The sequence below is a fragment of the Cobetia sp. 3AK genome (assembly GCF_029846335.1).
GTDB lineage: Bacteria > Pseudomonadota > Gammaproteobacteria > Pseudomonadales > Halomonadaceae > Cobetia > Cobetia marina.
This window is the reverse complement of record NZ_JARWKR010000008.1, coordinates 1-25,610: the sequence shown is the minus strand read 5'-3', so window position 1 is coordinate 25,610 and position 25,610 is coordinate 1. Positions and strand designations below refer to the sequence as shown.

At 61.8% G+C, this 25,610-nt stretch carries 23 protein-coding genes; 10 read left to right on the top strand and 13 right to left on the bottom strand.

Annotated elements, in window-relative coordinates:
- Window positions 1-100: 100 nt before the first annotated feature.
- From amt to glnT, 8 genes are all read right to left on the bottom strand, one after another.
- The gene (amt, locus tag QD228_RS12375; protein WP_169477139.1) at window positions 101-1,447 is read right to left on the bottom strand and encodes an ammonium transporter; all 1,347 of its coding nucleotides are present in this window, start codon (window positions 1,445-1,447) and stop codon (window positions 101-103) included.
- Window positions 1,448-1,606: 159 nt separating this feature from the next.
- Window positions 1,607-2,662: a DUF3445 domain-containing protein gene (locus QD228_RS12370; protein WP_279875713.1), complete on the bottom strand. Its 1,056-nt coding sequence runs from the start codon at window positions 2,660-2,662 to the stop codon at window positions 1,607-1,609.
- A 39-nt stretch (window positions 2,663-2,701) separates the two neighbouring features.
- Window positions 2,702-3,646, bottom strand: coding sequence for a PDR/VanB family oxidoreductase (locus QD228_RS12365; RefSeq protein WP_279875712.1), 945 nt, complete (start codon window positions 3,644-3,646; stop codon window positions 2,702-2,704).
- Complete coding sequence (locus tag QD228_RS12360) at window positions 3,631-4,317, bottom strand: dimethylamine monooxygenase subunit DmmA family protein (protein ID WP_271303097.1); 687 nt, start codon at window positions 4,315-4,317, stop codon at window positions 3,631-3,633. Before QD228_RS12360 ends, QD228_RS12365 begins: the two co-directional genes overlap by 16 nt.
- A 687-nt stretch (window positions 4,318-5,004) precedes the next feature.
- Window positions 5,005-6,345, bottom strand: coding sequence for an FMN-binding glutamate synthase family protein (locus tag QD228_RS12355; RefSeq protein ID WP_213114087.1), 1,341 nt, complete (start codon window positions 6,343-6,345; stop codon window positions 5,005-5,007).
- A 14-nt stretch (window positions 6,346-6,359) separates the two neighbouring features.
- A complete protein-coding gene (locus QD228_RS12350; RefSeq protein ID WP_242007773.1) occupies window positions 6,360-7,046 on the bottom strand; it encodes a protein glxC in 687 nt (228 codons plus the stop codon).
- Window positions 7,046-7,963 (bottom strand): glutamine amidotransferase family protein, encoded by a 918-nt coding sequence (locus QD228_RS12345; RefSeq protein ID WP_279875711.1) that lies wholly within the window; start codon window positions 7,961-7,963, stop codon window positions 7,046-7,048. The genes QD228_RS12350 and QD228_RS12345 overlap by 1 nt, the downstream gene beginning before the upstream one ends.
- Window positions 7,964-8,080: 117 nt before the next feature.
- Complete coding sequence (gene glnT, locus QD228_RS12340) at window positions 8,081-9,415, bottom strand: type III glutamate--ammonia ligase (RefSeq protein WP_279875710.1); 1,335 nt, start codon at window positions 9,413-9,415, stop codon at window positions 8,081-8,083.
- 686 nt (window positions 9,416-10,101) lie between these two features.
- Between glnT and QD228_RS12335 the strand changes: the two genes are divergently transcribed.
- Together QD228_RS12335 and QD228_RS12330 are read left to right on the top strand one after the other, a co-directional pair.
- Entirely contained in the window at window positions 10,102-11,247 is a 1,146-nt protein-coding gene (locus QD228_RS12335; RefSeq protein WP_084208848.1) for an aminomethyltransferase family protein, read from the top strand.
- A gap of 329 nt (window positions 11,248-11,576) precedes the next feature.
- Entirely contained in the window at window positions 11,577-12,287 is a 711-nt protein-coding gene (locus tag QD228_RS12330; RefSeq protein WP_279875709.1) for an XRE family transcriptional regulator, read from the top strand.
- A gap of 75 nt (window positions 12,288-12,362) precedes the next feature.
- Here the strand turns inward: QD228_RS12330 and QD228_RS12325 are convergent, their stop codons facing one another.
- Window positions 12,363-13,349 carry a LysR family transcriptional regulator gene (locus tag QD228_RS12325; protein WP_077377096.1) on the bottom strand — a complete coding sequence of 329 codons (987 nt, stop codon included), beginning with the start codon at window positions 13,347-13,349 and terminating at the stop codon, window positions 12,363-12,365.
- Between the two features lie 150 nt (window positions 13,350-13,499).
- On the opposite strand from QD228_RS12325, the gene QD228_RS12320 reads away from it, so the two are divergent.
- From QD228_RS12320 to QD228_RS12300, 5 genes are all read left to right on the top strand, one after another.
- Window positions 13,500-14,849: an aspartate aminotransferase family protein gene (locus tag QD228_RS12320; RefSeq protein ID WP_077377099.1), complete on the top strand. Its 1,350-nt coding sequence runs from the start codon at window positions 13,500-13,502 to the stop codon at window positions 14,847-14,849.
- A 99-nt stretch (window positions 14,850-14,948) separates the two neighbouring features.
- Window positions 14,949-16,439, top strand: coding sequence for a CoA-acylating methylmalonate-semialdehyde dehydrogenase (locus tag QD228_RS12315; protein ID WP_054555950.1), 1,491 nt, complete (start codon window positions 14,949-14,951; stop codon window positions 16,437-16,439).
- A 226-nt stretch (window positions 16,440-16,665) separates the two neighbouring features.
- On the top strand, window positions 16,666-16,977 hold the full coding sequence (locus tag QD228_RS12310) for a putative quinol monooxygenase (protein ID WP_043332154.1): 312 nt from the start codon (window positions 16,666-16,668) through the stop codon (window positions 16,975-16,977).
- A 963-nt stretch (window positions 16,978-17,940) separates the two neighbouring features.
- The gene (locus QD228_RS12305) at window positions 17,941-19,584 is read left to right on the top strand and encodes a sodium:solute symporter family protein (RefSeq protein WP_084209745.1); all 1,644 of its coding nucleotides are present in this window, start codon (window positions 17,941-17,943) and stop codon (window positions 19,582-19,584) included.
- Between the two features lie 83 nt (window positions 19,585-19,667).
- Window positions 19,668-19,796 (top strand): putative transporter small subunit, encoded by a 129-nt coding sequence (locus tag QD228_RS12300; RefSeq protein WP_218015038.1) that lies wholly within the window; start codon window positions 19,668-19,670, stop codon window positions 19,794-19,796.
- 104 nt (window positions 19,797-19,900) lie between these two features.
- Here the strand turns inward: QD228_RS12300 and QD228_RS12295 are convergent, their stop codons facing one another.
- Together QD228_RS12295 and QD228_RS12290 are read right to left on the bottom strand one after the other, a co-directional pair.
- Entirely contained in the window at window positions 19,901-20,710 is an 810-nt protein-coding gene (locus QD228_RS12295) for an SDR family NAD(P)-dependent oxidoreductase (RefSeq protein WP_279875708.1), read from the bottom strand.
- Window positions 20,711-20,843: 133 nt separating this feature from the next.
- Window positions 20,844-21,830, bottom strand: coding sequence for a zinc-dependent alcohol dehydrogenase family protein (locus QD228_RS12290; RefSeq protein ID WP_279875707.1), 987 nt, complete (start codon window positions 21,828-21,830; stop codon window positions 20,844-20,846).
- Between the two features lie 136 nt (window positions 21,831-21,966).
- Between QD228_RS12290 and QD228_RS12285 the strand changes: the two genes are divergently transcribed.
- From QD228_RS12285 to QD228_RS12275, 3 genes are all read left to right on the top strand, one after another.
- Window positions 21,967-22,869, top strand: coding sequence for a LysR family transcriptional regulator (locus QD228_RS12285; RefSeq protein ID WP_176503749.1), 903 nt, complete (start codon window positions 21,967-21,969; stop codon window positions 22,867-22,869).
- Window positions 22,870-23,376: 507 nt separating this feature from the next.
- The gene (locus tag QD228_RS12280; RefSeq protein WP_077377117.1) at window positions 23,377-23,835 is read left to right on the top strand and encodes a hypothetical protein; all 459 of its coding nucleotides are present in this window, start codon (window positions 23,377-23,379) and stop codon (window positions 23,833-23,835) included.
- Window positions 23,832-24,245, top strand: coding sequence for a DUF6691 family protein (locus QD228_RS12275; RefSeq protein WP_077377120.1), 414 nt, complete (start codon window positions 23,832-23,834; stop codon window positions 24,243-24,245). The genes QD228_RS12280 and QD228_RS12275 overlap by 4 nt, the downstream gene beginning before the upstream one ends.
- A gap of 485 nt (window positions 24,246-24,730) precedes the next feature.
- On the opposite strand, the gene QD228_RS12270 is transcribed toward QD228_RS12275, so the two are convergent.
- Window positions 24,731-25,078, bottom strand: a complete 348-nt coding sequence (locus QD228_RS12270) for a hypothetical protein (protein WP_136937981.1) — start codon at window positions 25,076-25,078, stop codon at window positions 24,731-24,733.
- A gap of 77 nt (window positions 25,079-25,155) precedes the next feature.
- Window positions 25,156-25,494: a hypothetical protein gene (locus tag QD228_RS12265; RefSeq protein WP_077377126.1), complete on the bottom strand. Its 339-nt coding sequence runs from the start codon at window positions 25,492-25,494 to the stop codon at window positions 25,156-25,158.
- Between the last annotated feature and the right edge of the window lie 116 nt (window positions 25,495-25,610).

The following is a 25,610-nucleotide window of genomic DNA, read 5'->3' as shown; positions in this document are numbered from 1 at the left end:
CACGAGAAGGCCCGCCAATTGGCGGGCCTTCTCGTGTCACATGCTGGCGGGGCTCATCACATCAAACTCTGAGACTCCAGCACTTGGGGGGGGGGCAGGCTCAACGCGCCGCCCCCTTGAGCACCGCAGCCGGGACTGCAGCGCTCGCCTTGCCAGCATGCCCGGACGCAGTGCCTTCTCCCTGTGACGGGGAGGACATGTTGACGAACTCCGGGTAGGCCCCCATGCCACATTCGTGCATGTCCATGCCTTCCAGTTCCTCTTCCTCGCTGACACGCAGGCCACCACAGACCTTCTTGATCACCAGCAGCGCCACCAAGCTTGCGCCGAACATCCAGGCGAAGATGATCAGCGTGCCCAGGATCTGGGTACCGAACGCGGCGTCCGGATTGGAGAACAGCACTGCCATGATGCCCCACAGGCCGGCGGAGCCGTGTACGGAGATGGCACCGACCGGGTCATCGATCTTGAGACGGTCCAGTCCCACCACCGACAGCACCACGATGATGCCGCCTACCGCACCGACCAGCACCGCAAGGCCGGCAGACGGCAGCAACGGCTCGGCAGTAATCGAGACCAGACCGGCCAGGGCACCGTTCATCACCATGGTCATGTCGGTCTTGCCGAACATGGCGCGTGACAGCAGCGCCGCGGCCACCATCCCTGCCGAGGCCGCCGCATTGGTGTTGACGAAGATACGCGCCACGCTGTTGGCATCATCGAGACTGGCGATCTTGAGCATCGAGCCGCCATTGAAACCGAACCAGCCCATCCACAGGATGAACATGCCCAGCATGGCGATCGGCAGGTTGGCGCCCGGAATGGCACGTACCTTGCCGTCCACGCCGTAGCGCCCCTTGCGCGGACCGACCAGCAATACCGCCGCCAATGCCGCCGCCGCGCCCGCCATGTGCACGACCACCGAGCCTGCGAAGTCCTGATAGCCCATCGCATCCAGGAAACCGCCGCCCCACTTCCAGTAGCCTTCCACCGGATAGATGACCGCGACCATCACCACCGCGAAGATCAGAAACGGCCACAGGCGCATGCGTTCCGCCACGGCCCCCGAGACGATGGACATGGTCGCGGCGGCAAACACCGCCTGGAAGATGAAGTCCGCCATGCTGGAGTAATAGGCCGCCCCTTCGCCAGCACTGATGTCGCTGAGGGTATTGTCAGCGCCGAGCATGAACGACAGCCCCGGAATCACGCTGCTGATGGCATTGTCACCGGGATACATCACGTTGTAGCCCACCACCAGGAACACCAGACAGGCGATGCCGTAGAGCAGCGCATTCTTGGTCAGGATCTCGACGGTATTCTTGGAGCGCACCAGCCCGGATTCCAGCATCGCGAAGCCGCAGGCCATGAACATGACCAGCGCGGTACACATCAGGAAGTAGAACGTATCCAGCGCGTAGCTGAGTTGGAGCACATCGATATTCACCAGCGTTTCCCCTTTGTTGTTATTCGCAAGCGCTTTCGTCAGCGGCTTGCAATCCATGCCCTATCACGCCCTCGGTGCCGAGAGCGGTTTGCCGAGAGCTCTTTATCAAGAGCTCTTTATCAGGAGCTCTTGGCCAGAGCGGCTTGCCCGCAACGTGGCCTAGACCGCTGCCTGCGCCGTCGCTTCGGCCTTGGCCGCAACGCTTGCCTCGCGGGCTTCCAGCCACTCGAGCACGCTGGGCAGATAGCGCGTCAGCCCCTTGTAGTCGATCAGCTCCGCCGGCAGGGTCTTGAGCACATTCAACAAGCGCGACTGCCAGACCGGGTTGGTACACAGGTCCTCGAGGCTGATCAGATAGGTGCGGATACCGAAGAACAGCGCATGACTGCGCGGCATGCGCACCAGCGTCTGCAGCTCGACGCGCAGATGCACATCACGACCGGCGTTTTCGGCGGTGATGGTGGTGCGATCACTGCCCCACTCGGCATAGGTCTCCGGGGAGCTGTCCATGCGCGGATGGATGGTCATGGTCCAGTTGAGGCGTCGCACCGGCCCGCCGACCTGGATGGCGCACAGGTATTTGAGCGCGCGATCGAACACGCCCATCTCATGCGCCAGCGGCACCGGACCATGCCACTGCTTGAAGCTCATGCCAGCATCGAAGGCCAGTGACCAGTCCGCCGGACAGGTGATCATGCCGGCGTCCATGAAGAGGTCACCGTCGCGCTGGTCCAGCAGCGCGATATCGCCCTGCATCTGACGGCCGATATAGTCCAGTGGCGGCAGTGGCAGGCTGGCGTCATCGCCCATGCGGAAGCTCTGTTCCAGCTCCAGCAGATGGTTGCGCCACACGCAGTCATCGCCGTCGCGCTCGAAACTGAAGGCCTGCGGATAGTCCCGGGCGTAGTGCGTCATCACGAATTCGAGAAAGTCCCAGGCTGCCGGCTGCATGTGTGGCATCACCAGGCAGCGTCTGGGGTTCTTGGCCAGCACCCGCTCACGCTCGGCGATCTCGCTCAGATAATGCTCATCGATATCCAGCATGTGCTCGGTGATGGAGCCCGGCTTGCCCGGCAAGACATGCGGCTCGATATTGACCGAGTAACGGTACTCATCTTCCGGGAACGGGAAGGGAAAACGCTGGATGGCGTAGTCGGAATTCTTGAAGGTGAACTGACCATGGAACGCCTGGTCATCTCGCGGGGAAAATTGCATGTTCCTGCTCCTTGGGGGTCCATCTCGCGAAAGACGGTTTCAGAGATCCAACACCAGCCGCTGGCTGCGTGCCCGGGAAACGCAGGGCATCACGCAGCGCTGACTGGCCCGCTCCTGTTCATCGAGGAAGGCGTCACGGTGTTCCGCCTCCCCCTCCAGCATCTCGACCCGACACTGTCCGCAGACCCCGCCGCGACACAGGCTCGTCACCTCGACACCGCTGCGCTCCAGTGCTTCCAGCATCGATTCCTGAGCACCGACCGCCACTTCCACGCCGCTGCCGCGCGCCACGGCCGTGAAGGGAGTCCCCGGTTCCGGGGCGGCAAAGACCTCGTGGTGGATGCGCGCGAGACTCCAGTGCAGCTCGCGTGCAGCTTCCTTCACGGCATCGATCATGGCCTGCGGGCCGCAGAGATAGACGTGAGTGCCGGCGGGCTGACGCGCCAGCAGGGCCTTCAGATTCGGACGCTCGAGACGGTGCTGGGTGATGTTGCCACTCGCCAGATAGGGCGCGGCCTCCGGGAAGCGGGCGACGTCGAGGTCCTGGCTGCGCAGGTGCAGCTCCCAGCTGGCGCCACGACTCTCCAGCTCCGGCAGGTAAGAGAGAAACGGCGTGATGCCGATGCCGCCTGCCAGCATCAGGTGATGGCGCGCCTGCCAGTGCGGCAGAAAGAGGTTGGCTGGCGGGCTGAGCTCCAGCTCGTCGCCGACCTGCACGCGTGAATGGATGGCTTCGGAGCCCCCACGCGAGACCGGCTGACGACGCACTGCGATGCAGTACTGCGAGGGATCATCCGGCGGGCTGATCAATGAATAGGCGTTGCGACACACCCGCCCTTCTCCCGGAATGCCCAGCACCACATGACTGCCCGGTGAGAACGGCGTGAAGGGTGAGGCCTCATCGGCAGGCACCAGAGTGAGACGGCGCACGCTGCTGCTGAGCTGATCGACCGCGGCGACCCGCGCCTTCATGAAGCGAGACATGGTGCCACCTCCTCCTGTGGGGGAATCTCTCCCGGGGCTTCCGCATCGATTCGCACGCCCATGTAGGCGCCGAGACGCTTGGAAAAATGATCACGCACTTCCAGCATCAAACCACAGCCATCACAGGCTGACGGTGAGTGGATGACGTGCTCACTGACCTGCTGACAGTGCACGCAGAACACATGCCGCCCCAGGGCAGCCACCGGCAGCATCACCATGTCATCCAGCAACAGACCCTGCTGCTGAGCCAGATTGGCGACCTGCCACACGAAATGCTCACTGCCGATGATGACCAGACACCCCGCGACACCGATCTCGCTGATGGCGCCGACCAGTGCGTCGCAGGCCTTCGGGCGGTCATCGACGTCGTACCAGCGATGCAGGCGGGCGCTGTCGGCGGGCCCCGTGGGCAACGCCTCTGTTGCCGGAGCGGATTGCACGGCGCCTCCCACCTCGCGGCTACCGAGCTGCCCCAGCAGCGTGCTGATCAGCTGACAATGCATTTGCAGTTGCTGACGGGCGTTGCCCGCCGCCTCTCCAGTGCCTGGCAGGCTCTCGGGAGACTGGCACGCCACCAGATACCGTTGGGCATCGGGCAGCGCCTCGATGCGTGGATAGTGTTGCCGACTTCGAATCCCGGCAGTGACAGAGGATGATTGCGGGCTTTTCATGACACGACCCTGCTCTGAGAAATTGTCCTTGTTGTAATGCCGCCGTCTTGACGATGACGTGCATCCGACTACCACTCCATTTCTTGAGCATATTTCGTGCCATTGACGGCAAAATCATTACCCCGCATGCCCGGCAAAATCGTCTGAAAACCCCATTTCACATATGAACAATCAATAGAGGTATTCACGCACCAAAACAGAACACAAAGCTCATGAATATCGGCTTGCATTCACCATTATTGCCCTGACCCAACCTCACCTAATAAGCCAATCGCTACGCCTGACATATTTCTCATTTAATGTCTTCAAGATGCTGAAAGAATGGAAAAACTTTATCTTGGGAGAATCACGATCTCACAATCGACACGACACTACGCGCTTCTCCACCGTCAGCATTCTGATGCACTTTCGCTTGCATGATATTGGCCTTTTTCCTTGATTGTACTCACCACCAAAGAAAGCGCCTCACCGAAGGGTGAGGCGCTTTGATAACTCAATATCGTCAGGTCATATTTTTCTACATCAACCGGAGCAGAGTTCTTGTCATTGCGACATTTTGCCTGGACAACATTGCGGCGATCTTGCTGACAAAAGGCTTCGCAGCTTTGCCATGACAATCATGCGCAATGGCAGCCATGCACGATCGCTCTCATGCGCAATGGCACACGCACGATAGAGATCGTGCCATCAGTAACCGCCCTGGCCCGGCACCCAGTTGGTGCCCGCCAGCGGCACCCGGGCCATGGCCGCGGCTTCCACGTTCAGGGCGACCAGATCTTCCGGTTCCAGGTGGTGCAGGTGCGACTTGCCACAGGCACGTGCCAGAGTCTGGGCTTCCAGCGTCAGCACGCGCAGGTAGTTGGCAAGACGCTTGCCGGCTGCGACCGGGTCCAGTCGCTGGCTCAGCTCCGGGTCCTGGGTGGAGATACCGGCCGGGCACTTGCCATCCTGGAAGTCGTCATAGAAACCGGCGGCGGACCCCAGCTTCTGATACTCATCGGCATAGCGCGGATGGTTGTCGCCCAGCGCAATCAAGGCGGCGGTCCCGATGGCCACGGCGTCGGCACCCAGCGCGATCGCCTTGGCCACATCGGCGCCGTTGCGAATCCCGCCGGAGACGATCAGCTGTACCTCACGGTGCAGGCCCATCTCCTGCAGTGCCTGAGTGGCCTGGGGGATGGCGGCCATGGTCGGGATGCCGACGTGTTCGATGAAGACATCCTGGGTGGCGGCGGTGCCGCCCTGCATGCCATCCAGCACGATGACATCCGCGCCCGCCTTCACCGCCAGCTTGACGTCGTAGTAGGTGCGGGTCGCGCCGATCTTGACGTAGATCGGCACCTGCCAGTCGGTGATCTCACGCAGTTCGGCAATCTTGATCGCCAGGTCATCCGGGCCGGTCCAGTCCGGGTGGCGGCAGGCGCTGCGCTGGTCGATGCCCTGCGGCAGCGTGCGCATGCCCGCGACTCGCTCGGAAATCTTCTGGCCCAGCAGCATGCCGCCACCGCCGGGCTTGGCGCCCTGGCCGAGCACGACTTCAATGGCGTCGGCCTTGCGCAGGTCGTCCGGGTTCATGCCATAACGTGACGGCAGATACTGATAGACGAGGCGCGAGGACTGGCCGCGCTCTTCCGGGGTCATGCCGCCATCGCCGGTGGTGGTGGAGGTGCCGATTTCCGAGGCACCACGGCCCAGCGCTTCCTTGGCCTGGGCGGACAGGGCACCGAAGCTCATGCCGGCGATGGTCACCGGCGTGCTGATCACGACCGGCTTCCTGGCATGGCGCGTGCCGAGCACGACTTCGGTCTCGCACTTCTCGCGATAGCCTTCCAGTGGATAGCGCGACATGCTGGCGCCGAGGAACAACAGGTCATCGAAATGCGGCACCTTGCGCTTGGCGCCCCAGCCACGGATATCGTAGATTCCCGTCTCCGCCGCCCGCTGGATCTCATGGATGACATCGCGGCCGAAGGTGGCGGATTCCCGCAGTGCCGGGTTGTAGGGCTGTGTTTGAGTCTCGTCGGTCATGTTGAGCATCCTGATCAGTAGGCTGAGGCGTTGTCGACCTTGAAGTGATAGAGCTGACGCGCAGATCCATAACGCGTGAAGCTGGCCGGGTCTTCCTCGATTCCGGCACTCGCCAGCAACTCCGCCAGTTCTTCCAGGTGCTCGGCACGCATGTCTTTGGCGATGCAGTCCGCGCCCAGCGATGCGACCGTGCCCTTCACGTAGATTCGCGCTTCATAGAGCGAATCGCCGAGCCCTTCACCGGCGTCGCCGCAGACCACCATGCGTCCCGCCTGGCCCATGAAGGCACTCATGGCCCCGATGTTGCCCTTGACGACGATATCCACGCCCTTCATCGAGATGCCGCAGCGCGCCGAGGCGTTGCCTTCGATGATCAGCAGGCCGCCGTGGGCAGTCGCGCCCGCGGACTGGGAGGCATCGCCCTTGACCCGCACGCAGCCGGACATCATGTTTTCCGCCACCCCGACCCCGGTGTTGCCGTGGATGGTGACGCTGGCCTTCTGGTTCATGCCCGCGCAGTAATAGCCCGCATGGCCATCGATATCGACACTGATGTCGTCATTGATGCCGCAGGCGATGTTGTGGGCGCCGTCGGAATTGACCACTCGCCACTCACGCGCGTCCTTCAGGATGTCGGCATCGTGCAGGGCCTGGTTCAATTCGCGCAGCCCTTCAACGGCCAGATCGTGTGTCTTCATCATTACGCGGCCTCCGAACGGGCGGTGTCTTTTTCCCACAGATACAGGCGGCCGGGTTCCGGCTCCCACACGCGGGCATCCTTGATGCCCGGCAGACTGGCCAGGGCACGGTATTCCGAGGCCATGGCCACGTAGTCATCGGTCTCGGCGATCACGGCAGGCTTGCAGGCGATCGGGTCACGCACCACGGCGAAGCCATCACGCGTGCCGATGGTGAAGGTGAAGAAGCCATCAAGGTCCTTCAGGGCGCCGGTGATCGCGGATTCCAGGCTGTCGCCCTGCTCCAGACGCCAGGTCAGGTAGCCGGCGGCGACTTCGGAATCGTTGTCGGTCTCGAAGCTGATGCCTTCACGCTTGAGCTTGGTGCGCAGCCAGTTGTGGTTGGACAGCGAGCCGTTGTGCACCAGGCACAGGTCACGCCCGGTGGAGAACGGGTGGCTGCCCTGCAGGGTCACGGCGCTTTCGGTCGCCATGCGGGTATGGCCGATGATGTGGCTGCCCTGCATGCCCTTGAGACCATAGAGGCTGGCGATATGGGCCGGCAGGCCCACTGCCTTGAGGATTTCGATGCTCTGCCCCACGCTCAATACGCGAATCTGCGGGGCACTGTCGGCAAGCCAGCTGCGCACGGCACTCTCTTCCCCGGCGATCTTGAATACCGCGACACTGGCATTGCTGAACCAGTCCGCCACCGTGCCGACCTGCTCGCCCAGGCCCTTGGCGATCGCGTCCCAATCCTCATCGACACCATCGCTTTGCAGCGTCAGCTTGATGCCAGCGTCAAATTCGTCGCCATAAATGGCGAAGCCAGCGCTGTCCGGGCCGCGATCGGTCATCGCGATCAACATCGGCTCGAACAGCTCCCCCAGGCGCGACTCCAGCGCCGGGTTCTTGAGATAAAGCCCTACGATTCCACACATGGTGATGTCCTCTCACGGGCAGGAGGCGACTCCTGCCTGGTGTCTTGAGCGTGGTGGTGACAGTGGCGACCCTCGTCTGACATGACCCGCGAGATCCGCGAGCGCCGCCGGATGAGATCAGAAGAATTCGGCGTAGCGTTTGACTTCCCACTCACTGACCTGGGCGTTGTAGTCCCGCCATTCCTCGCGCTTGAGGCGCATGAACTCGGCGCAGATCCCCTCGCCCAGGCTCTCGCGCAGAATGCTGTCCGCCTCGAGCGCATCGATGGCCAGCGAGAGATTCTGCGGCAGCGTCTCGATGCCCTTCTCGGCGCATTCGCTCGGGGTCAGCGAGTAGAGATTGATGTTGTGGGGCGTGCCCGGATCCAGCTTGCGCGCCACGCCATCCAGCCCCGCGGCGATGATGGCGGCGTGCACGAGATAGGGGTTGCAGCCGGCGTCCGGCAGGCGGAACTCGAGGCGACCGTAGGGCACACGCACCATGGCCGAGCGGTTGTTGTCCCCGTAGGCGATGAAGACCGGCGCCCAGGTCGCGCCGCTGGTGCTGCCGCCGCCGACTAGACGCTTGTAGGAATTGACGGTCGGCGCGGCAAAGGCACACAGCGCCGGGGCATGCGCCAGCAGACCGCCGAGGAAGTGATACGCCAGCGGCGACAGGCCCATGCCCTGGGAATCGGAGTCATCGCCAAACAGATTGCGGCCGGTGTCATCACACACGGACAGGTGGAAGTGCATGCCGTTGCCCGGGCGGTCCGCCAGGGGCTTGGGCATGAAGGAGCACACCATGCCCAGATCATTGGCGATCTCGCCGGCAGCCATGCGCACGAAGGTGAAGCGGTCTGCCGAGGTCAGCGCATCGCTGTAGGTGTAGTTGATCTCGAACTGGCCATTGGCGTCCTCGTGATCGATCTGATAGACGTCGAAGTCCACCGCCTGCAGCGATTCGACCAGACGCTCGAGGAATTCACGCGAACGTGACAGGCCCTTGTAGTCGTAGCAGGGCTTGGCGAGGGTATCGCTCTCATCCACCGGCAACAGCTCACCCGCTTCCCCCCGGCGGAACAGCGAGAATTCCGGCTCCAGCCCAGTATTGAGCGTCCAGCCCTTCTCCTTCAGGCGCTCCAGCTGCTTGAGCAGTACCACACGGCTGTCGTTGGCGAACGGTTGCCCATTGACGTAGCCATCACAGGCCATGCGCGCATAGCCCGGCTGCCACGGCACCAGGCACAGCGAGTCCAGATCCCCCCGCGCCATGAAGTCCGGCCCCTCCGGCGACATGCCGAGACCACTGACGGCGAAGCCGGCAAAGCCGGCGCCCTTCTCGACCACATCCATCAGGCAATTGGCCGGCACGGACTTGGTCTTGGCAGCGCCATGAATATCCACGAACTGCGCCAGCAAGTAGCGAATATCGTGATCCTTGATGAACTGTTGCGCCTTTTCGGGTGACATCTGGGTTTCCTCTGAGAGCGGACCGGGTTCCATCTCCCTCGACACTGTCTGCCACCCCGGGAAACCTGACCCCTTGTGGTGACACGCCACGCCAAGATAGCGGATGAAACGAGTTTTTGTGATTCCTGCTGGTCAACTTTATTTCCCTCAAAGAAAAGCATGCAGCATGCCATTTCGCCAGCTGCCGCCCAGAACTTTTCATCAACCTCCTGTTTTGCATGGGAATTTATTTTCCGAGCTCGTTTTACCCCACAGAAAACGCCAGGTGACCCTGAGTAAATTCCTGCCCGTTTCTCGAAATAGGCATCATTTCGGTGCCCAGAACTCCCTCTTCGCACCAGCATGACGCAAAGCGCTGATATTCACGCCCGAATTCGTGCTGCCAATCGCCGCCTGACTCGCTCAAGGGTTGCCGTGGCCATGGCCTTTGACGGAATTGGCAAGCCCCTTGCTTAACCATGAGGAATGTTTCTTTCCTTTCAAGAATCGACACTCATGCGATCAGGCAAGGCAAGCAGCAGGCACAAGCCCTTGTGAAGCGCCTGAAGAGGCGCCTGAAGAGGCAACAGAACAACAACACCTCCTGCGGCGAATGCGCGTCTTGCGCGCCATCTCCGCCGGCACCAGCAGGACTACGGCACCACCCACTTACGCTAGGCAGCACGACTCACAGGAGAAAGGGACGCATGGCGAATTCATGGCGCATCTCGGCATTGGCCGAACAACACCGCAAGCTGGGCGCGGAGCTGGAAGACTGGAATGGCATGGGCACTGCCTGGAATTACGCCGTCTCGGACACGGCCGATGACCACGAGACCATCCGCACCCGCGCCGGTCTGATGGATGTCTCGGGGCTCAAGAAGATCCACTGCAATGGCCCGCACGCCCAGGCCGTGCTGGATTACGTCACCACGCGGGACATGTCCAAGCTGTATCCAGGCAAATCGGTGTACGCCAGCGTCTTGAATGAGGCCGGCAAGTTCGTCGACGACTGCATCGTCTATTGTCTGGCGCCGAACTCCTACCTCGTGGTGCACGGCACGGGCACCGCGAATGAAATGCTGGCCAAGAGTGCCCTGGGGCGCGCCGTCAGCCTGACCTTCGATGACGACATGCATGACATGTCACTGCAGGGGCCGGTCGCGGTGGATTTTCTGGAGCGTCATGTGCCGGGCATCCGTGAGCTGCGTTACTTCCACCATCTGCAGACCCAGCTGTTCGGCTACCACGTGATGATCTCGCGCACCGGCTACACCGGCGAGCGTGGCTACGAGATCTTCTGCAAGGCCAAGGACGCTCCCTCTCTGTGGGAACAGATTCTCGAAGATGGCGCCGACATGGGCATCAAGCCGTGCAGCTTCGGCACCCTTGACTGGCTGCGGGTCGAGAGCCACCTGCTGTTCTACCCGGCGGACAATTCCGAAACCTACCCGTATCCCGACCAGCCGGTGGGCGACACCCTGTGGGAGCTGGGCCTGGACTTCACCGTCTCCCCGGGCAAGACCGAATTCCGTGGCGCCAGCGAACACTTCGCGCTGCAGGGCAAGGAGCGCGTCAAGGTCTATGGCGTGCTGTTGGACTCGAAAGACGTCGCCCAGATCGGTGACAAGATCTACGCCGACGGCAAGTGTGTCGGTGTCATCACCCAAGGCATGTACTCGCGCCTGAGCGATCGCTCCATGGCACTGGCGCGTCTCGAACCCGGCTATGCCGAGCATGGCACCCCGCTGACCCTCAAGACCGGCACTGACGGAGAGACCAGCCTCTCGGCCATCAGCCATTCCCTGCCCTTCGATGACCCGGAAAAGGCCAAGCGACTGGCTCGCGGCTGAGCACACGCACCATGTCGGACACTGCAAGACCTGCAGTGATAACCGGGTGAAGTGTCAGGACGCATTGCGAACGCAAGACGCAAGAGGCCTCCTCGACGTGACGTCGAGGAGGCCTCTTGCCTCACACCCAGGCCAGGTGATTGAAAAGGACTCTCGAAAGGTACTCCCGCCCCCTTGGCAGACATCAAGGATGAGGGTTGACGGCAAAGTTGGTAATGTCACGCCATACCCCGCCCGCGAGCCGATGCGCCGCATGCCTCACAAGGACATGCAGTGTCCTCGCCGGCCATCCCCTTCCCATTGCCACCCTCTCCGCTACAGGAGTCATCATGCCGCGAAAATCCCCCGCTCCCTCCGAGAAGTCGGAACAGGACAGCTCCGACACTCTGCCCCGTGAACCAGCGACCGACCCCGCTGCGCAGTCAGAGAGGAAAGACACCATCACGGCGGCAGCTGACGAGACGCGTCTCGGACTTGAGCAGCACATCGCGCGCGCGCTCAAGCAGCAGCGTGTCTCGCAGGGCTACAAGATTTCCGACGTCTCGCGTATCGCCGGTGTCAGCCAGGGCATGATCAGCAAGGTGGAGAACGCCCAGGTGTCCACCAGTCTCGATACCCTCAACAAGCTGTGCAATGCCTTGAGTCTGCCGATCTCGAAGCTGTTCAGCGATTACGATGTCAATGGGCGTGGTGCCCAGCACATCAAGGCCGGGCAAGGCATGCAGGTGGTACGCACCGGCACGGAAGTCGGCCATGCCTATCAACTGTTGAGCTACAAGCAGGGCCCCAAGAAGCGCTACGAACCCTTCCTGATCACCATGGATGATGCCAGCGAAGTCTTCCCCAACTTCTGCCATGCCGGACATGAATTCATCTACCTGCTGTCAGGACATCTCACCTATCGCCACGGTGACAAGTTCTATGAGATGGGCCCCGGCGACAGCCTGGCCTTCGATGCCGGCGTTCCGCATGGCCCCGAGAAGTTGAACGAGGTCCCGATTCAGCTGCTGTCGATCATTCACTACGACGACAACGAATAGGTCATCCGCTTCACCGCGCCTGATGACCCCGACAGTCTCCCCGCCCCTGGATGGCCCACTTCCCCTGGTGCTGATTCATGACCGGCCCTCCTGGGTAGATGGCGCTTTCCGTGTCGGTGTCGCCTGGCGCAGGGCGTCCAGCTCGGTCAGATAACGCTCCAGCACCAGATTGGGCGCACGGCTCTTGCGCGTGATGGCGCTGTAATAGGTGACATAGGAGTTGGCCACCGGGCTGAGCGCCTGCATCTGGCCATCGCGCACCCAGCGCTCGGCATAGTGGGTGGGCAGATAGCCGAGATAACGCCCGGAGAGCACCAGAAAGGCGATGCCCTCGCGGTCGGTCGCCGAGGCGGATGCCCTGAGTGGCTCATGCAGCGCCTTGATCGTGGGCGTCTGCGCGTAGGCAGGCAGCACGGCATCATGCTGGCGTATTTCCTCCTGCCCCACCGGGCGTCCGCGCGCGCGAGTGTCGCCTTCCCGGGGCTCGCGAAACAGCACATGGCCCCGCGCGCAGTAAAGGCAGGAGGTTTCCTCGTAGAGCGAGCGATACTCGAGTCCCGGCAGCGTCTTGAGCGTCGGGATCACGCCGGTATGCAATCGCCCATCCAGTACGGCGCGCTCGATCTCATTGGGCGGGATCATGCGGATGTTGATCTTCACTTCCGGGCCGTGCTTCTTGAGCGCGCTCAGGGCGTGAGTGATGTGCATCTCCGGCATGGTGACCAGGTTGTCGGTGATGCCGATGTTCAGCTCGCCCTTGAGCCAGGCGTGCAGTCCGTTGATGCGCGTGCGAAAGCCTTCCGCCGCTGCCAGCATCTGCATCGCGGCTTCATGGACGTCTCTTCCCTCATTGGTGAGCGCGAAACCACTGCGACCCCGCTGGCAGAGCTTGAGGCCCAGCCGCGTCTCCAGGTCACTCATCGCCATGCTGATGGCGGAGCGACTGATGTTGAGCTCGATCTCGGCCGCCGAGAAGCCGCCGCACTCCACCACCTTGCGAAAGATGCGCAGCAAGCGCAGATCGGCATCGCCAAGCTGTCCTCTCATGCCGTCCTTGCGCATGGTCTGCCCTCCTGAGTTCCACGACATGGAAAGTTAAGTAAATGCTTTCCTGAAGATAAAGACAACGGCATTTATCTTATCAAAAGGGCTTTCTAATCTAGCCAGACAGGAGACGAGATCCAACAACAACAGCACTCTTCGGGAGACATCATGACCGCCTTCGACACATCCCCTTCCGCCCAGGCAGGATTGAGCAAGGAACAACTTGACGCCTACTGGATGCCCTACACGGCCAATCGGCAGTTCAAGCAGGACCCACGCATCATCACCAAGGCGCAGGGTGCCTACTTCACGGATTCTCGGGGACGCCAGATCTTCGATGGCCTGTCGGGTCTCTGGACCTGCGGTGCCGGCCATTGCCGCCCGGAGATCGCCGAAGCGGTCAGCGCACAGCTGCGCGAGCTGGATTACGCGCCATCCTTCCAGTACGGCCACCCCAAGGCCTTCGAGCTGGCACATCGCATCACGGGACTGATGCCCGAGGGGCTGGATCACGTCTTCTTCACCGGATCGGGTTCCGAAAGCGCCGATACCTCACTGAAGATCGCTCGCGCCTACTGGCGCAAGAAAGGCAAGCCGACCAAGACCAAGCTGATCGGTCGCAGCAAGGGTTATCACGGCGTCAACTTCGGGGGCTTCAGCGTCGGCGGCATCGGCGCCAACCGCACGCTCTATGGCCAGGGGGTCGATGCCGACCATCTACCGCATACCCTGCTCAAGGAAAATGTCTTCACCCCCGGCATGCCCCAGACCGGTGCCGAGCGCGCCGATGAGCTGCTGGAGCTGATCGCGCTGCATGATGCCTCCAACATCGCGGCCGTCATCGTCGAGCCGATGGCAGGCTCCGCCGGCGTGCTGCCGCCACCTGTGGGCTATCTCAAGCGACTGCGCGAGCTGTGTGACCAGCACGATATCCTGTTGATCTTCGATGAGGTCATCACCGGCTTCGGGCGCATGGGCGCCATGAGCGGCGCCGAGGAATTCGGTGTCACACCGGACATCCTCAATGTCGCCAAGCAGCTTACCAATGGCGCGGTGCCGATGGGTGCCGTGGTCGTCAAGGGCGATATCTACCAGACCTTCATGGACAACGGCGGCGCCGATTACATGATGGAGATTCCCCACGGCTACACCTACTCCGGTCACCCGGTGGCGTGTGCCGCGGCGCTGGCGGCCCTCGACGTGCTCGAGAATGACCAGCTCATCCCCCGTGTCCGTGAACTGAGCCCGGTGTTCGAGAAGAAGCTGCACGAGCTCAAGGGCACTCGCTATATCAGTGACATCCGCAACTACGGCCTGGCCGGTGCTCTGCAGGTCGAGGCCTATCCCGGCGAGCCGGCGCGGCGTCCCTACGAGATCGCCATGCATTGCTGGAAGGCCGGCTTCTATGTGCGTTACGGCGGCGACACCATCCAGCTGGGCCTGCCGTTCATCACCGAGCACGATGAACTGGATCGTCTGATCAATGCCCTGGGCGATGCCTTCGCCGCACAGGACTGACAATCACGTTCAAGACTGACAATCACGTTCGGACTGGCGATCGACGCCAGCCCCATCACTGCCCTTTTTCTTGCAAGTCATTTCATGGAGCCCACAACAATGAAAACGCTCGGTCACCTCATCAACGGCAACCTCGATCACAGCGAAGGCCGTACCCAGGACATCTTCAATCCCTCCACCGGTGAGGTCGGCGGTCAGGTGCGCCTGGCCAGCAAGGCGACCGTCGAGGAAGCCATCGCGGCCGCCGCCGCCGCCTTCCCGGAATGGCGCAACACGCCGCCGATCAAGCGCGCCCGAGTGATGTTCCGCTTCAAGCAGCTGCTGGAAGAGCACGCCGACGAGATCGCCCGCCTGATCGGCCAGGAACACGGCAAGATCTGTCACGATGCGCTGGGGGAACTCCAGCGCGGCATCGAGAATGTCGAATATGCCTGCAGCGCTCCGGAATTGCTCAAGGGTGAGCACAGCCGCAATACCGGTCCGGGGATCGACTCCTGGAGCGAATTCCAGCCACTGGGCGTCGTTGCCGGCATCACGCCGTTCAACTTCCCGGCCATGGTGCCGCTGTGGATGTACCCGATGGCGATCGCCTGCGGCAACACCTTCGTTCTCAAGCCCTCCGAGCGCGACCCGACCTCCACGCTGTTCATCGCCGAGCTGCTGATGGAGGCTGGCCTGCCGGCCGGCGTCATGAATGTCGTCAATGGCGACAAGGAAGCCGTCGATACGCTGCTGGATGACCCGCGCATCCAGGCGGTCAGCTTCGTGGGCTCCACGCCGATCGCCGAGTACATCTACAGCCGCGCCGCCGCCAACGGCAAGCGCTGTCAGGCCCTCGGTGGCGCCAAGAACCACGCCATCGTGATGCCGGACGCCGACATGGAATACGTGGCCAACTCACTGAATGGCGCCGCCTTCGGCTCCTCGGGTGAGCGCTGCATGGCGCTGTCCGTCGCGGTGGCCGTGGGCGATGACGCCGCCGACAAGCTGATCGCGCAGATGAAGCAGCAGATGGAAGGCCTCAAGGTCGGTATCTACAGCGACAAGGGCAATGATTTCGGCCCGCTGATCACCGCGGCGCATCGCGACAAGGTGGTGGGCTACATCGACAGCGCCGAGCAGCAAGGCGCGACGGTGGTGGTCGATGGCCGCAATCCGCAGGTCGAAGGCGGCGAGAACGGCTTCTTCGTCGGCGGCACTCTGATCGATGGCGTCACCCCGGAGATGACCTGCTATCAGGAAGAGATCTTCGGCCCGGTGCTGCTGGTCGTGCGCGCCGATTCGATGGAAGCCGCCATGCAGCTGATCAATGATCACGAATACGGCAACGGCACCTGCATCTATACCCGAGATGGCGAAGCCGCCCGCTACTTCAGTGATCACATCCAGGTCGGCATGGTCGGCATCAACGTGCCGCTGCCGGTGCCGGTCGCCTATCACAGCTTCGGTGGCTGGAAGCGCTCGCTGTTCGGCGATCTATCCGCCTACGGCCCGGACGCGGTGCGCTTCTATACTCGCCGCAAGACCATCACCCAGCGCTGGCCTTCCGCCGGTCTGCGTGAAGGCGCCCAGTTCGCCTTCCCGTCCTGATCGATCGCCTTCCCGGCCTGATCCCTCACGATCACGGATCATTGCCTGGTGACAACTGCGCCGGACAGCCCTGCTGTCCGGCGCTTTGGTGTGCGCATCACGCGAGATCATGCCGGCAGTCAGCCGCCGCCCCTTGCAGTGGCCAGAAACGACTCCACATAGTCAGGAGATCTCATCACGAGAATCCCTGCCACAACTGCGGTCAACACCGTCACAAGGAGCCAGGATGATCTGGGTAATCGCCACCGTTACCGCCAAGGAAGGTCACGTTCAGGATGTCTTCAATGAACTCTGCGCCGTCGCGCCCACCGTGCGAGAAGAAGATGGCTGCCACGCCTACCACCCGTGCCTGGACTCCGAGCGCGCCGCCGACAAGGACAACGACCCACGCCCCGACACCATCACCGTGGTAGAAGCCTGGGAATCCCATGATGCCCTGCAGGCCCACCGTGAGACGGAACATATGCAGCGCTTCCGCGACAATGCCGGAGACTGGATTGCCGATGGCGATATCCGCATCCTGAGCCCGGCGGGCTGAAGACGCCCCTCAGTGACGTGCTCTGCACTGAGAACATCATCTTGCCGCTCCCGTTCAGGGGGCGGTTTTTTTGACTCATCGGCCAGCAAGGTGGCGTACAACCGTCGAGACAGCCTTCCCTTTTTTCCTTGTTTTCCTCTCGCCCTCTCCTTGCACTCTTCTCGCCCTCTCTTCGTACTCCTCTCGCGCCCTCCTCGTCACCACGGTATTCATGAGAACTGGCCGAACGCTGAGCAATAATAGACAAACAACTTTTAAAACAATCACTTGCGTGAAATCATTGAATATCCATCAACATGAAACCCCACGATGAGGCAGAGAAAATCCCTCAATGATCCGAGAGGCATCACGAGAAAAAGAAGGGGAATTCACACAGTTCAATGACATTAAATGACAGACTTTGACGCCCTGAAACACCAAGAATTACACTTAATTTATATTGAATGAAGATTCAATAAAACGCCAGATACCTCTGGGCATGACGCCATCTTTATGGACCTGGAGTTCAGGCAATACCTGAGAGCGATCTGCTGGAATCTGTCAAGGGTGGACATGTCGCAAACCAGACACTAAGGTATGCAGCCTTCATTAACTCAATCTTAACGCTCACCGAAAGCACCAGGACTCGCGACCCACTGGATCACCAGTATTTTCGAAAGACTGTCGAAACCTCGACATTATCGATAAGAGAGGGAATCCATGACGCAGCATTACGCTGATGAGGGCAAGTGCATGCCACGACGCCCGCCACCCCGCACTTTCTTCCCTGGAAAGTGCTGACACCTCGTAGCTCGCAAGTGTGACAGGGTCTGCCTGTTCACCAGACGAAGACGCCTTGGACACGACAACCATCTCAAGGCAAGACGGCTCAGAACCTTCCTTTCATGACTCTCATCACCGCACTCCTGAACAGCTCGCTGCTCAGGTCAACAGGTGTTCTGTCATCCATTGGAGGCTCCGTACTTGAACAACGACTCTCTCTATCAATTCTCGACCATTACCGTTCTTCTCCTGCTGATCGCCTTCTATGGCGGTACCTACCTGATCACTCTCACCATTCGCAAGAAAAAGGAAGATGCTGACGAGTTCATGGTGTCCAACCACCGTGTCGGCTTCGGCATGGGCGCCGCCAGCATGACCGCCACCTGGATCTGGGCCGCCTCCTTCTATGCCGCTGCCACCTCCGGCTATACCTATGGCGTGTCAGGCCCGATCCACTATGGATTCTGGGGCGCGCTGATGATCCTGTTCATCTATCCCTTCGGCCGCCGCTTCCGCAAGCTGGCCCCCAACGCCCATACGCTGGGCGAGCTGATCCATGCACGCCACGGTTCGAGCAGCCAGCTGATTCTGGCCTTCTCCAACGTGCTGGGCAGCATCATCAGCCTGATGGTCAACTTCACGGCCGCCGGTGCGCTTGTCTCGGTGCTGTCGCCGCTGTCCTTCCAGACAGGCGTCATCCTGGCGGGGGTCGGGGTGCTCTGCTATACGCTCTGGTCGGGCTTCCGCGCCTCGGTATTGACGGATTTCGCCCAGCTGGTGGCACTGATGGCCATCGCCATCGTCATCATTCCGGCCGTGTTCTTTGCCATGGGTGGCCCTTCGGAGCTGGTGGAAGGGCTCAAGCATGTCACGCCGCAACAAGCCGACTTCTTCTCGACTGATGCCATCCTCAATCAGGGGGCGCCCTTCTTCGTGGCCGTGCTGGCGTATGCCATCGGCAATCAGACGATTTCCCAGCGCCTGTTCGCGGTCAATGAAGATCACATCAAGCCGACCTTCATCACGGCTACCGTCGGCTACGGTGCCATCGTGATCGGTCTGGGGATGATCGGTCTGATGGCGCTGACCCTCGGGGTCGAGCCGCTCAATGGCGACATGAACAACCTGATTCCGCAGATGGTGTCGGAGTACCTGCCGCCCTTCTTCATCGCTCTGTTCTTCATCCTGGTGATCGGCTCGCTGTCCTCCACCGCTGACTCCGATCTCTCGGCACTCTCGGCGATCATGATGGCAGACGTCTACGGCAAGAACATCGCCCGCGGCAAGGCCGACCCTCGCCGCATGTTGCTGGTCGGGCGTCTGACGATGATCATCGCCACCGTGCTGGGGATCGTCTTCGCCAGCTTCTCTTTGGATATTCTGGTGATGCTGGTCTTCGTCGGCGCACTCTGGGGCGCCATCGTCTTCCCGGTGATCGCCAGCTGCTTCTGGGATCGCATCACCAACCTGGCCTTCACCAGTTCCGTCCTGGTCGCCATGGTGGTGTTCTGCATGGCACGCTTCGAGTGGGTGCCGCTGGAGGGTATCAGTGGGCTGATCTTCGAGCTGCTCGCCAGCATCGGCGGCGGCGTCATCATCGGCCTGATGGTCTTCGGCTTCCTCGGTCGCATCGCCGGACTGGTCGCCGGCGTGCTGGCCATGCTGGCCATGGTCATCTTCGCGACCGGCGAACTGCGTGACTACACCGTGCTGCTGGCCTCGCTCACGGCCTACGGCACCAGCACCCTGGTCTGTGTGATCATGAGTCTCGCCAGCCGCCAGCCGCGCTTTGACTTCACCACCATCACCGACAAGGTCGGCCATTACGACGAGTCCCTGACCTGATCGGGATGCTTGCCACAAGCGCCCCGGCGGCCCTTGGCGTCGCCGGGGACTTTCCTACTGCACATTTCAGGAGACACACGCCCATGACATTCCTGTTTGCCACCTATGTCCTCATCTGGCCATTGCTGACCCTTGGCGTACTCGCCGTGATCTGCGGCGCCGTGGTACGTGACAGCCGTCGCGCTCGCAAGGAGCACCGCGAGCTGGTCTGATCGGTCCGCGCGCAGAAGACGAAACGCCCGCCTCGAGACTCTCGGGGTGGGCGTTTCGTCTTCAGGCAGGGCACTCCAGTTCGCTGCCCTCTGGTCGGAGTCACTCAGCGGCCAATCCGGTCAAGCATTCTCTCCATCGTCGCGACCACTTGACGGCACAGCGCATCATCGAGTGCGTCGGCGTGCGGCGGTGCGAAACGCTGGGCGTCGTTGTCGAAGTACTGACCATTGGCGCCGGCGAATTCCTCATCCAGTGCCGCACGTACCAGGATATCGGCACCGATGCCAAGATCCTTGCCCGGTACGCCGAAGCCTTCCTTGACCATCTTGCTGGCCAGCAGAGAGCCCGGGTTGACCGCGATCAGGATAGGCCCCTGACCTTCCCAGTCCTGGGCAAGCATGCGGGTCCACATGGTGATCGCGAGCTTGCTCTGGGCATAGGCCGCGTAGTGGTCGTTGAACGCGACCTCGCCGGTCAGGGCCTTCACGTCCACGGGGGATTGAGCCGCCGAGGACAGATTGACGACCCGCCCGGCCGGACGCAGTGCCGGCGCCAGTTTCTGGGTGAGCAGATAGGGGGCAAGGGTATTGACCACGAAGCGCAGGTCGAGACCGTCCGCCGTCACGACGCTGGGGGCCTGGAAGACACCGGCATTGTTGATCAGGACATCCAGACTGGCATTGGCCGCCAGCACGTCGCTTGCCAGTGAGTCGATGGCGACCAGGTCGGACAGGTCGGCCACGAAACCGGCGACACGCTCAGCCCCTGCCAGCGCCGCAAGTTCGGCGACGACACCATTGACCTTCTGCTCGCTACGCCCGTGGATCAGCACGCGATGGCCGCGCTCCAGCAGGGCCTTGGCCGTGACCAGGCCGATGCCATCGGTGGAACCGGTGATAAGAATGGTTTTCATGTGCTCTCTCCTTGATATGTCCCACGACGCTTGAGACGCGAACGACAGGGTGTGCCGTATGGACACACCCTGTCGTTTGTCTGTGCCAGCGCAGTGTCAGGATGATCCTGCCATGTGGCTTTCGGTCACGGAATCAGACCTCGACGATGACCTTACCGGTTGCCTGACCGCTGCCCAGACGCGCATGGGCCTGGCCCACTTCCGCGAGCGGGAAGACCTGATCATCGATGATCGGCTTGAGCGCGCCGGCATCGGCGATACGCGCCATGTCGGCCAGAATCTCGTGGTGCTCCTCACGACGGAAGTCATGCAGCATCGGGATCAGCATGAAGACGACATGCAGTGACAGGCCCTTGAAGTGCGCGGTGGTCAGATCGATGTCCATGAAGGACACGGTCGTCGAGACATGGCCATTGAGCGCGGCAGCCTCGAAGGAGGTCGGCAGGTTGGCGCCGCCGACAGAGTCGAACACGATGTCGAAGCCCTTGCCGTCGGTGAGCCTGGCCACATAGTCGGCGACCTGCTCATTACGGTAATTGATGGCACTGGCCCCCAGGCCTTCGACCAGCGTCTCGTGCTCATCACGACCGACGGTAGAGGCGACATCGGCACCGAAGTGACGGGCCAGCTGGATGGCGATGTGACCCACACCCCCCGCACCACCGTGAACCAGCACCTTCTGACCGGCCTGGATGTTGGCGCGCTTGAGACCTTCATAGGCCGTGATGCCGACCAGCGGCAGCGCCGCGGCTTCCACCATGCTCAGGGACTTCGGCTTGTGGGCGATCAGGCGAACATCGGCGGCGATGTACTCGGCCAGCGTACCGGGCAGGTCGGCCACGCCACCAGCACAGCCATAGACTTCATCCCCGATGGCGTAGCCTACGACGCCCTCGCCCACGGCTTCGACAGTACCGGCGAAGTCCATGCCCAGCAGCGCCGGCAGTGCCGGAGACAGCGGAAGCTCTGCGCCCATCTCGCGAATCATGGTGTCGACGGTATTGATGCTGGTGGCGGCGATACGCACCAGTACCTGACCTGCCGCCGCTTGGGGCTTGGCGATTTCCGCCGCTTCGAACACTTCGGGACCACCGAATGACGTCACCAGCATCGCTTTCATGAGTCTGACTCCTGCGTGAATGTTCATGCCATGGTAATTATCTTCGGCATGAACAATAAATGGCGAGTTGATACAATCAGTTTCTATATTTTGTTGAATATCAGTCCACAACACCATCGCCTCGGGGGGAGATGACATGAATCTTGAGCACCTGAAGCTGTTCGTCCGTCTCGCCGCCGTGAACAGCATCAGTCAGGCCGGCGAGGACCTGGGACTGTCGCCCGCCGTCGCCAGCTCTCACCTGCGCAAGCTCGAGGACAGTCTGGGGGTACGCCTGTTGCATCGCACCACGCGTCATGTGGCACTGAGCGAAGAAGGTCGCGCCTTTCTCCCCCACGCAGAAGAGGTGCTGGCCAGTGCCGAGGCGGCGCGGGCTGCCGTCGGTGCCGGCACCACCACCCCCACCGGCACCTTGCGCATCACGGCATCGGCCTCCTTCGGACGCATGCATCTGATCCCCGGGCTGGCCGGCTTTCTGGCACGCTACCCGGACCTCGAGCTGGATCTGCGCCTGACGGATACCATCGTCGATCTGGTGGAAGGCGGCTTCGACATCGCCATCCGCAACTCCGCTCTCAAGGATTCGAGTCTGATCGCGCGGCGCCTGGCCCCGGACAAGCGTATCCTGTGTGCTTCTCCGCAATACCTGCAGCGCCATGGCACTCCAACCCGCCCTGCGGAACTAAAACACCATGAATGCCTGACGCTGATCGGGATGGATCAATGGAGTTTCCAGCACGAGAATCGCGTCGAGGTGATACGCATCAAGGGCCGCATACGGACCGACAATGGCGAAGCGGTGCGCGATGCCTGCGCCGCGGGCCTGGGCATCACCCTCTCCTCGACCTGGAGTCTCTATCGTCATCTGGCGAGGGGCGAGCTGGTGGAAGTGCTGCCCGAGACACCGCTGGTCAACGAGACCGGTATCTGGGCGATCTATTCAAGCTCCCGACAACTGGCCCCCAAGATCCGGGCGTTTCTGGACTACTTCTCCGAGTACTTCGGTAGCCCGCCTTACTGGGACCTCCCCCAGTCCTGAGCCGAAGGCGCGACGATTTCGCTGAAGACGGGCCCGCACGTCATAGAAGATGAGCGGCGCGACTCAGGCGATCTTCCAGCGCTTGAGCATCGGCCTAGAGTCTCGCCAGCCGCCAGCCGCGCTTTGACTTCACCACCATCACCGACAAGGTCGGCCATTACGACGAGTCCCTGACCTGATCGGGATGCTTGCCACAAGCGCCCCGGCGGCTCTTGGCGTACTCGCCGTGATCTGCGGCGCCGTGGTACGTGACAGCCGTCGCGCTCGCAAGGAGCACCGCGAGCTGGTCTGATCGGTCCGCGCGCAGAAGCCGAAACGCCCGCCTCGAGACTCTCGGGGTGGGCCTTTCCGTGGCTGTCGGGTCAACCGGATCCGCTCAGGCCACCCGATGGGCAGATGTCATGACCAGCAGACTCAGCAGTCGGTGGGCGATGACGGTTGGCGCTCGCCAGGGACGAGCATATCATCGTCGCAACGCAGGATGACCGCGACACGAGGACGAACCACATGGACATGATGAGCAGCATGAAAGGACTCGCCGGCGGCGTTCTGATCGGTCTTTCGGCAGTGATGCTGATGGCCTTTCTGGGACGTATCGCCGGTATCAGTGGCATCACGCGGGGCGCGCTGCTGGAATCAGGCCCGGACCGCCGCTGGCGTATCGCCTTCGTGCTCGGGTTGATCAGCGGCCCGCTGCTCCTTGTGCTGTTCAATCTTGACTGGGGCAATGTGGCCGAGGGCACGGATGCGCTGATCGGCGATCCCGCCAGCGGGGTGCTGAGCATGATGTTCGCCGGCCTGCTGGTGGGCCTGGGAACAGGCATCGGCGGCGGCTGCACCAGTGGCCACGGCGTCTGCGGCATCGCGCGTCTCTCCCCGCGCTCGCTGGTGGCCACGGGGGTGTTCGTGGCCATCGCCATGCTGACGGTCTTCGTGACCCGACATCTGCTGGGAGAGTCACCATGAAAGCTGTCACCGGCTTCATTACCGGGCTGGTCTTCAGCCTCGGCCTGACACTCAGCGGCATGACCGACCCCGCGCGTGTCGTCGGATTTCTCGACGTGGCCGGAGACTGGGACCCCACGCTGATCTTCGTGCTTGGCGGGGCGGTCATCACCACCTTCATCGGTTATCGCCTCGCCTGGCGACGCAGCACTCCCCTGTTGGGTGAGCGATTCCAACTGCCTACACGCCGCGATATCGATGGTCGCCTGCTGCTCGGCGCGGCCCTGTTCGGTACCGGCTGGGGCCTGAGCGGATACTGCCCCGGGCCTGCGATCGTCTCCAGCAGCGCCATGAGTCTGCCTTTGGCGGGTTTTCTACTGACGATGCTACTGGGCTGGTGGCTGGCCACGCGCCTGACTCGCGCTCACTGATCCGAGCGCCACGCAAGAGAAAATCCTTGCATGAGAAACGCCCGCCGAATGGCGGGCGTTTCTCATGCAAGGCGAGTCACCACGACCACACGGCACCCTTTCTCTCACGGGACCTCATTGCGATGATCTCGCTGATCAACAGCCCCGTGGTTCGTGTGCTGGATGAAGTCACATCCACATGAAGCGTCGAAAAGCCAAAAAAAAGCCCGCCAATGGCGGGCAGGGAATGTCGGGACAGGACATTCAGGACAGGAAAGCGTTTGAGCAAGGGTTCTGCCATTGACGACGAGTGCGGTCTTGCGTTCGGGTCAAAACACTTGCTCAAGCGTTCTTCTCTCTCACGAGTTGTTCTCTGGAGCACTGACCATCAGGAGACAACGTGATGGTCAGTGGGTCCATTCAGCAACTGACAGAGGTAGGTCGATGGCATATCGGCGTCCTTGGCTGTCTTGCAGAGTCGGGGACTATTGCGTTGCCGCGAGCGGTTACGCGCTCTCGTTCAAGGCATGTTCGACGCGTGTGGCAGAGACACTCTTGCCGGCATCGTTGACGTAATCCGCCGAATCGCTTGCCAGTGCACGGGTGGTGCCCTGGATGCCGGCGTTGCTGATGGATGTCTGGACGCGGCTGGCAGCGACACTCATGCCGGTTTTCACGACATCATCATGGTGCAGTGTGGCTTGCTGAGTGACCGGCTGTGCCTGACCCATGATCACGCGATCACTGAGGGTGGCACGTACGCGGGCATCGGCTTCGCTGTCATTGGCAGAGACCACGCCAGTGGCGGCAACGGACAATGCGGCAATGGCGAATAGAGACTTGAGAGATTGCATGGGGGTTCTCCTATTGAAAAAGGTCATGTCAGTGCAGACACCTGGCCTGCAAGCGCCTGACGCAGACATCGGGCGTCTCAGACGTTGACGTCGCTCACGGCGTGACGAACACGGGTGCCGGCAACGCTATCGCCTGAATCATTGGCGACATCGAATTCCTGCAGGTGGATGGAGCGGTCATGGCCACGGATCTCGTCGTCACCGGAGGCAATCTGGAAACGGCCTGCCGAAGTGCTCATGCCGGTTTCCGCGAAGGTCGCCTGGCCTGTCGGTGCCTGCTGAGCGGCACCATGGATGACACTTTCACTGACGTTGTGCTGGACACGCTGGGCAGCCGGGCTGTCATCAGCCGCGAAGGTGGCGGTGCTCACGGTGGCGAGAGCGGCGGCGGCGATCAGGGTCTTGAGAGTGTTCATGATGATTTCCTCGATGAAGATGAAGTGATGATCAGACCTGGAAATGCAGGTCAGGGATGACGGTCAATCAGACGTTGCTGTCGCTCAGGGCGTGCTGAACGCGGGTAGCGGCGACA

What these genes read in the sequence shown, in the direction of transcription:
- QD228_RS12370 (WP_279875713.1), bottom strand. Translation starts at nt 2,662, where the DNA reads ATGCAATTTTCCCCGCGAGATGACCAGGCGTTCCATGGTCAGTTCACC.
- QD228_RS12365 (WP_279875712.1), bottom strand. Translation starts at nt 3,646, where the DNA reads ATGTCTCGCTTCATGAAGGCGCGGGTCGCCGCGGTCGATCAGCTCAGC.
- QD228_RS12360 (WP_271303097.1), bottom strand. Translation starts at nt 4,317, where the DNA reads ATGAAAAGCCCGCAATCATCCTCTGTCACTGCCGGGATTCGAAGTCGG.
- QD228_RS12355 (WP_213114087.1), bottom strand. Translation starts at nt 6,345, where the DNA reads ATGACCGACGAGACTCAAACACAGCCCTACAACCCGGCACTGCGGGAA.
- QD228_RS12350 (WP_242007773.1), bottom strand. Translation starts at nt 7,046, where the DNA reads ATGATGAAGACACACGATCTGGCCGTTGAAGGGCTGCGCGAATTGAAC.
- QD228_RS12345 (WP_279875711.1), bottom strand. Translation starts at nt 7,963, where the DNA reads ATGTGTGGAATCGTAGGGCTTTATCTCAAGAACCCGGCGCTGGAGTCG.
- glnT (WP_279875710.1), bottom strand. Translation starts at nt 9,415, where the DNA reads ATGTCACCCGAAAAGGCGCAACAGTTCATCAAGGATCACGATATTCGC.
- QD228_RS12335 (WP_084208848.1), top strand. Translation starts at nt 10,102, where the DNA reads ATGGCGAATTCATGGCGCATCTCGGCATTGGCCGAACAACACCGCAAG.
- QD228_RS12330 (WP_279875709.1), top strand. Translation starts at nt 11,577, where the DNA reads ATGCCGCGAAAATCCCCCGCTCCCTCCGAGAAGTCGGAACAGGACAGC.
- QD228_RS12325 (WP_077377096.1), bottom strand. Translation starts at nt 13,349, where the DNA reads ATGCGCAAGGACGGCATGAGAGGACAGCTTGGCGATGCCGATCTGCGC.
- QD228_RS12320 (WP_077377099.1), top strand. Translation starts at nt 13,500, where the DNA reads ATGACCGCCTTCGACACATCCCCTTCCGCCCAGGCAGGATTGAGCAAG.
- QD228_RS12315 (WP_054555950.1), top strand. Translation starts at nt 14,949, where the DNA reads ATGAAAACGCTCGGTCACCTCATCAACGGCAACCTCGATCACAGCGAA.
- QD228_RS12310 (WP_043332154.1), top strand. Translation starts at nt 16,666, where the DNA reads ATGATCTGGGTAATCGCCACCGTTACCGCCAAGGAAGGTCACGTTCAG.
- QD228_RS12300 (WP_218015038.1), top strand. Translation starts at nt 19,668, where the DNA reads ATGACATTCCTGTTTGCCACCTATGTCCTCATCTGGCCATTGCTGACC.
- QD228_RS12295 (WP_279875708.1), bottom strand. Translation starts at nt 20,710, where the DNA reads ATGAAAACCATTCTTATCACCGGTTCCACCGATGGCATCGGCCTGGTC.
- QD228_RS12290 (WP_279875707.1), bottom strand. Translation starts at nt 21,830, where the DNA reads ATGAAAGCGATGCTGGTGACGTCATTCGGTGGTCCCGAAGTGTTCGAA.
- QD228_RS12285 (WP_176503749.1), top strand. Translation starts at nt 21,967, where the DNA reads ATGAATCTTGAGCACCTGAAGCTGTTCGTCCGTCTCGCCGCCGTGAAC.
- QD228_RS12280 (WP_077377117.1), top strand. Translation starts at nt 23,377, where the DNA reads ATGGACATGATGAGCAGCATGAAAGGACTCGCCGGCGGCGTTCTGATC.
- QD228_RS12275 (WP_077377120.1), top strand. Translation starts at nt 23,832, where the DNA reads ATGAAAGCTGTCACCGGCTTCATTACCGGGCTGGTCTTCAGCCTCGGC.
- QD228_RS12270 (WP_136937981.1), bottom strand. Translation starts at nt 25,078, where the DNA reads ATGCAATCTCTCAAGTCTCTATTCGCCATTGCCGCATTGTCCGTTGCC.
- QD228_RS12265 (WP_077377126.1), bottom strand. Translation starts at nt 25,494, where the DNA reads ATGAACACTCTCAAGACCCTGATCGCCGCCGCCGCTCTCGCCACCGTG.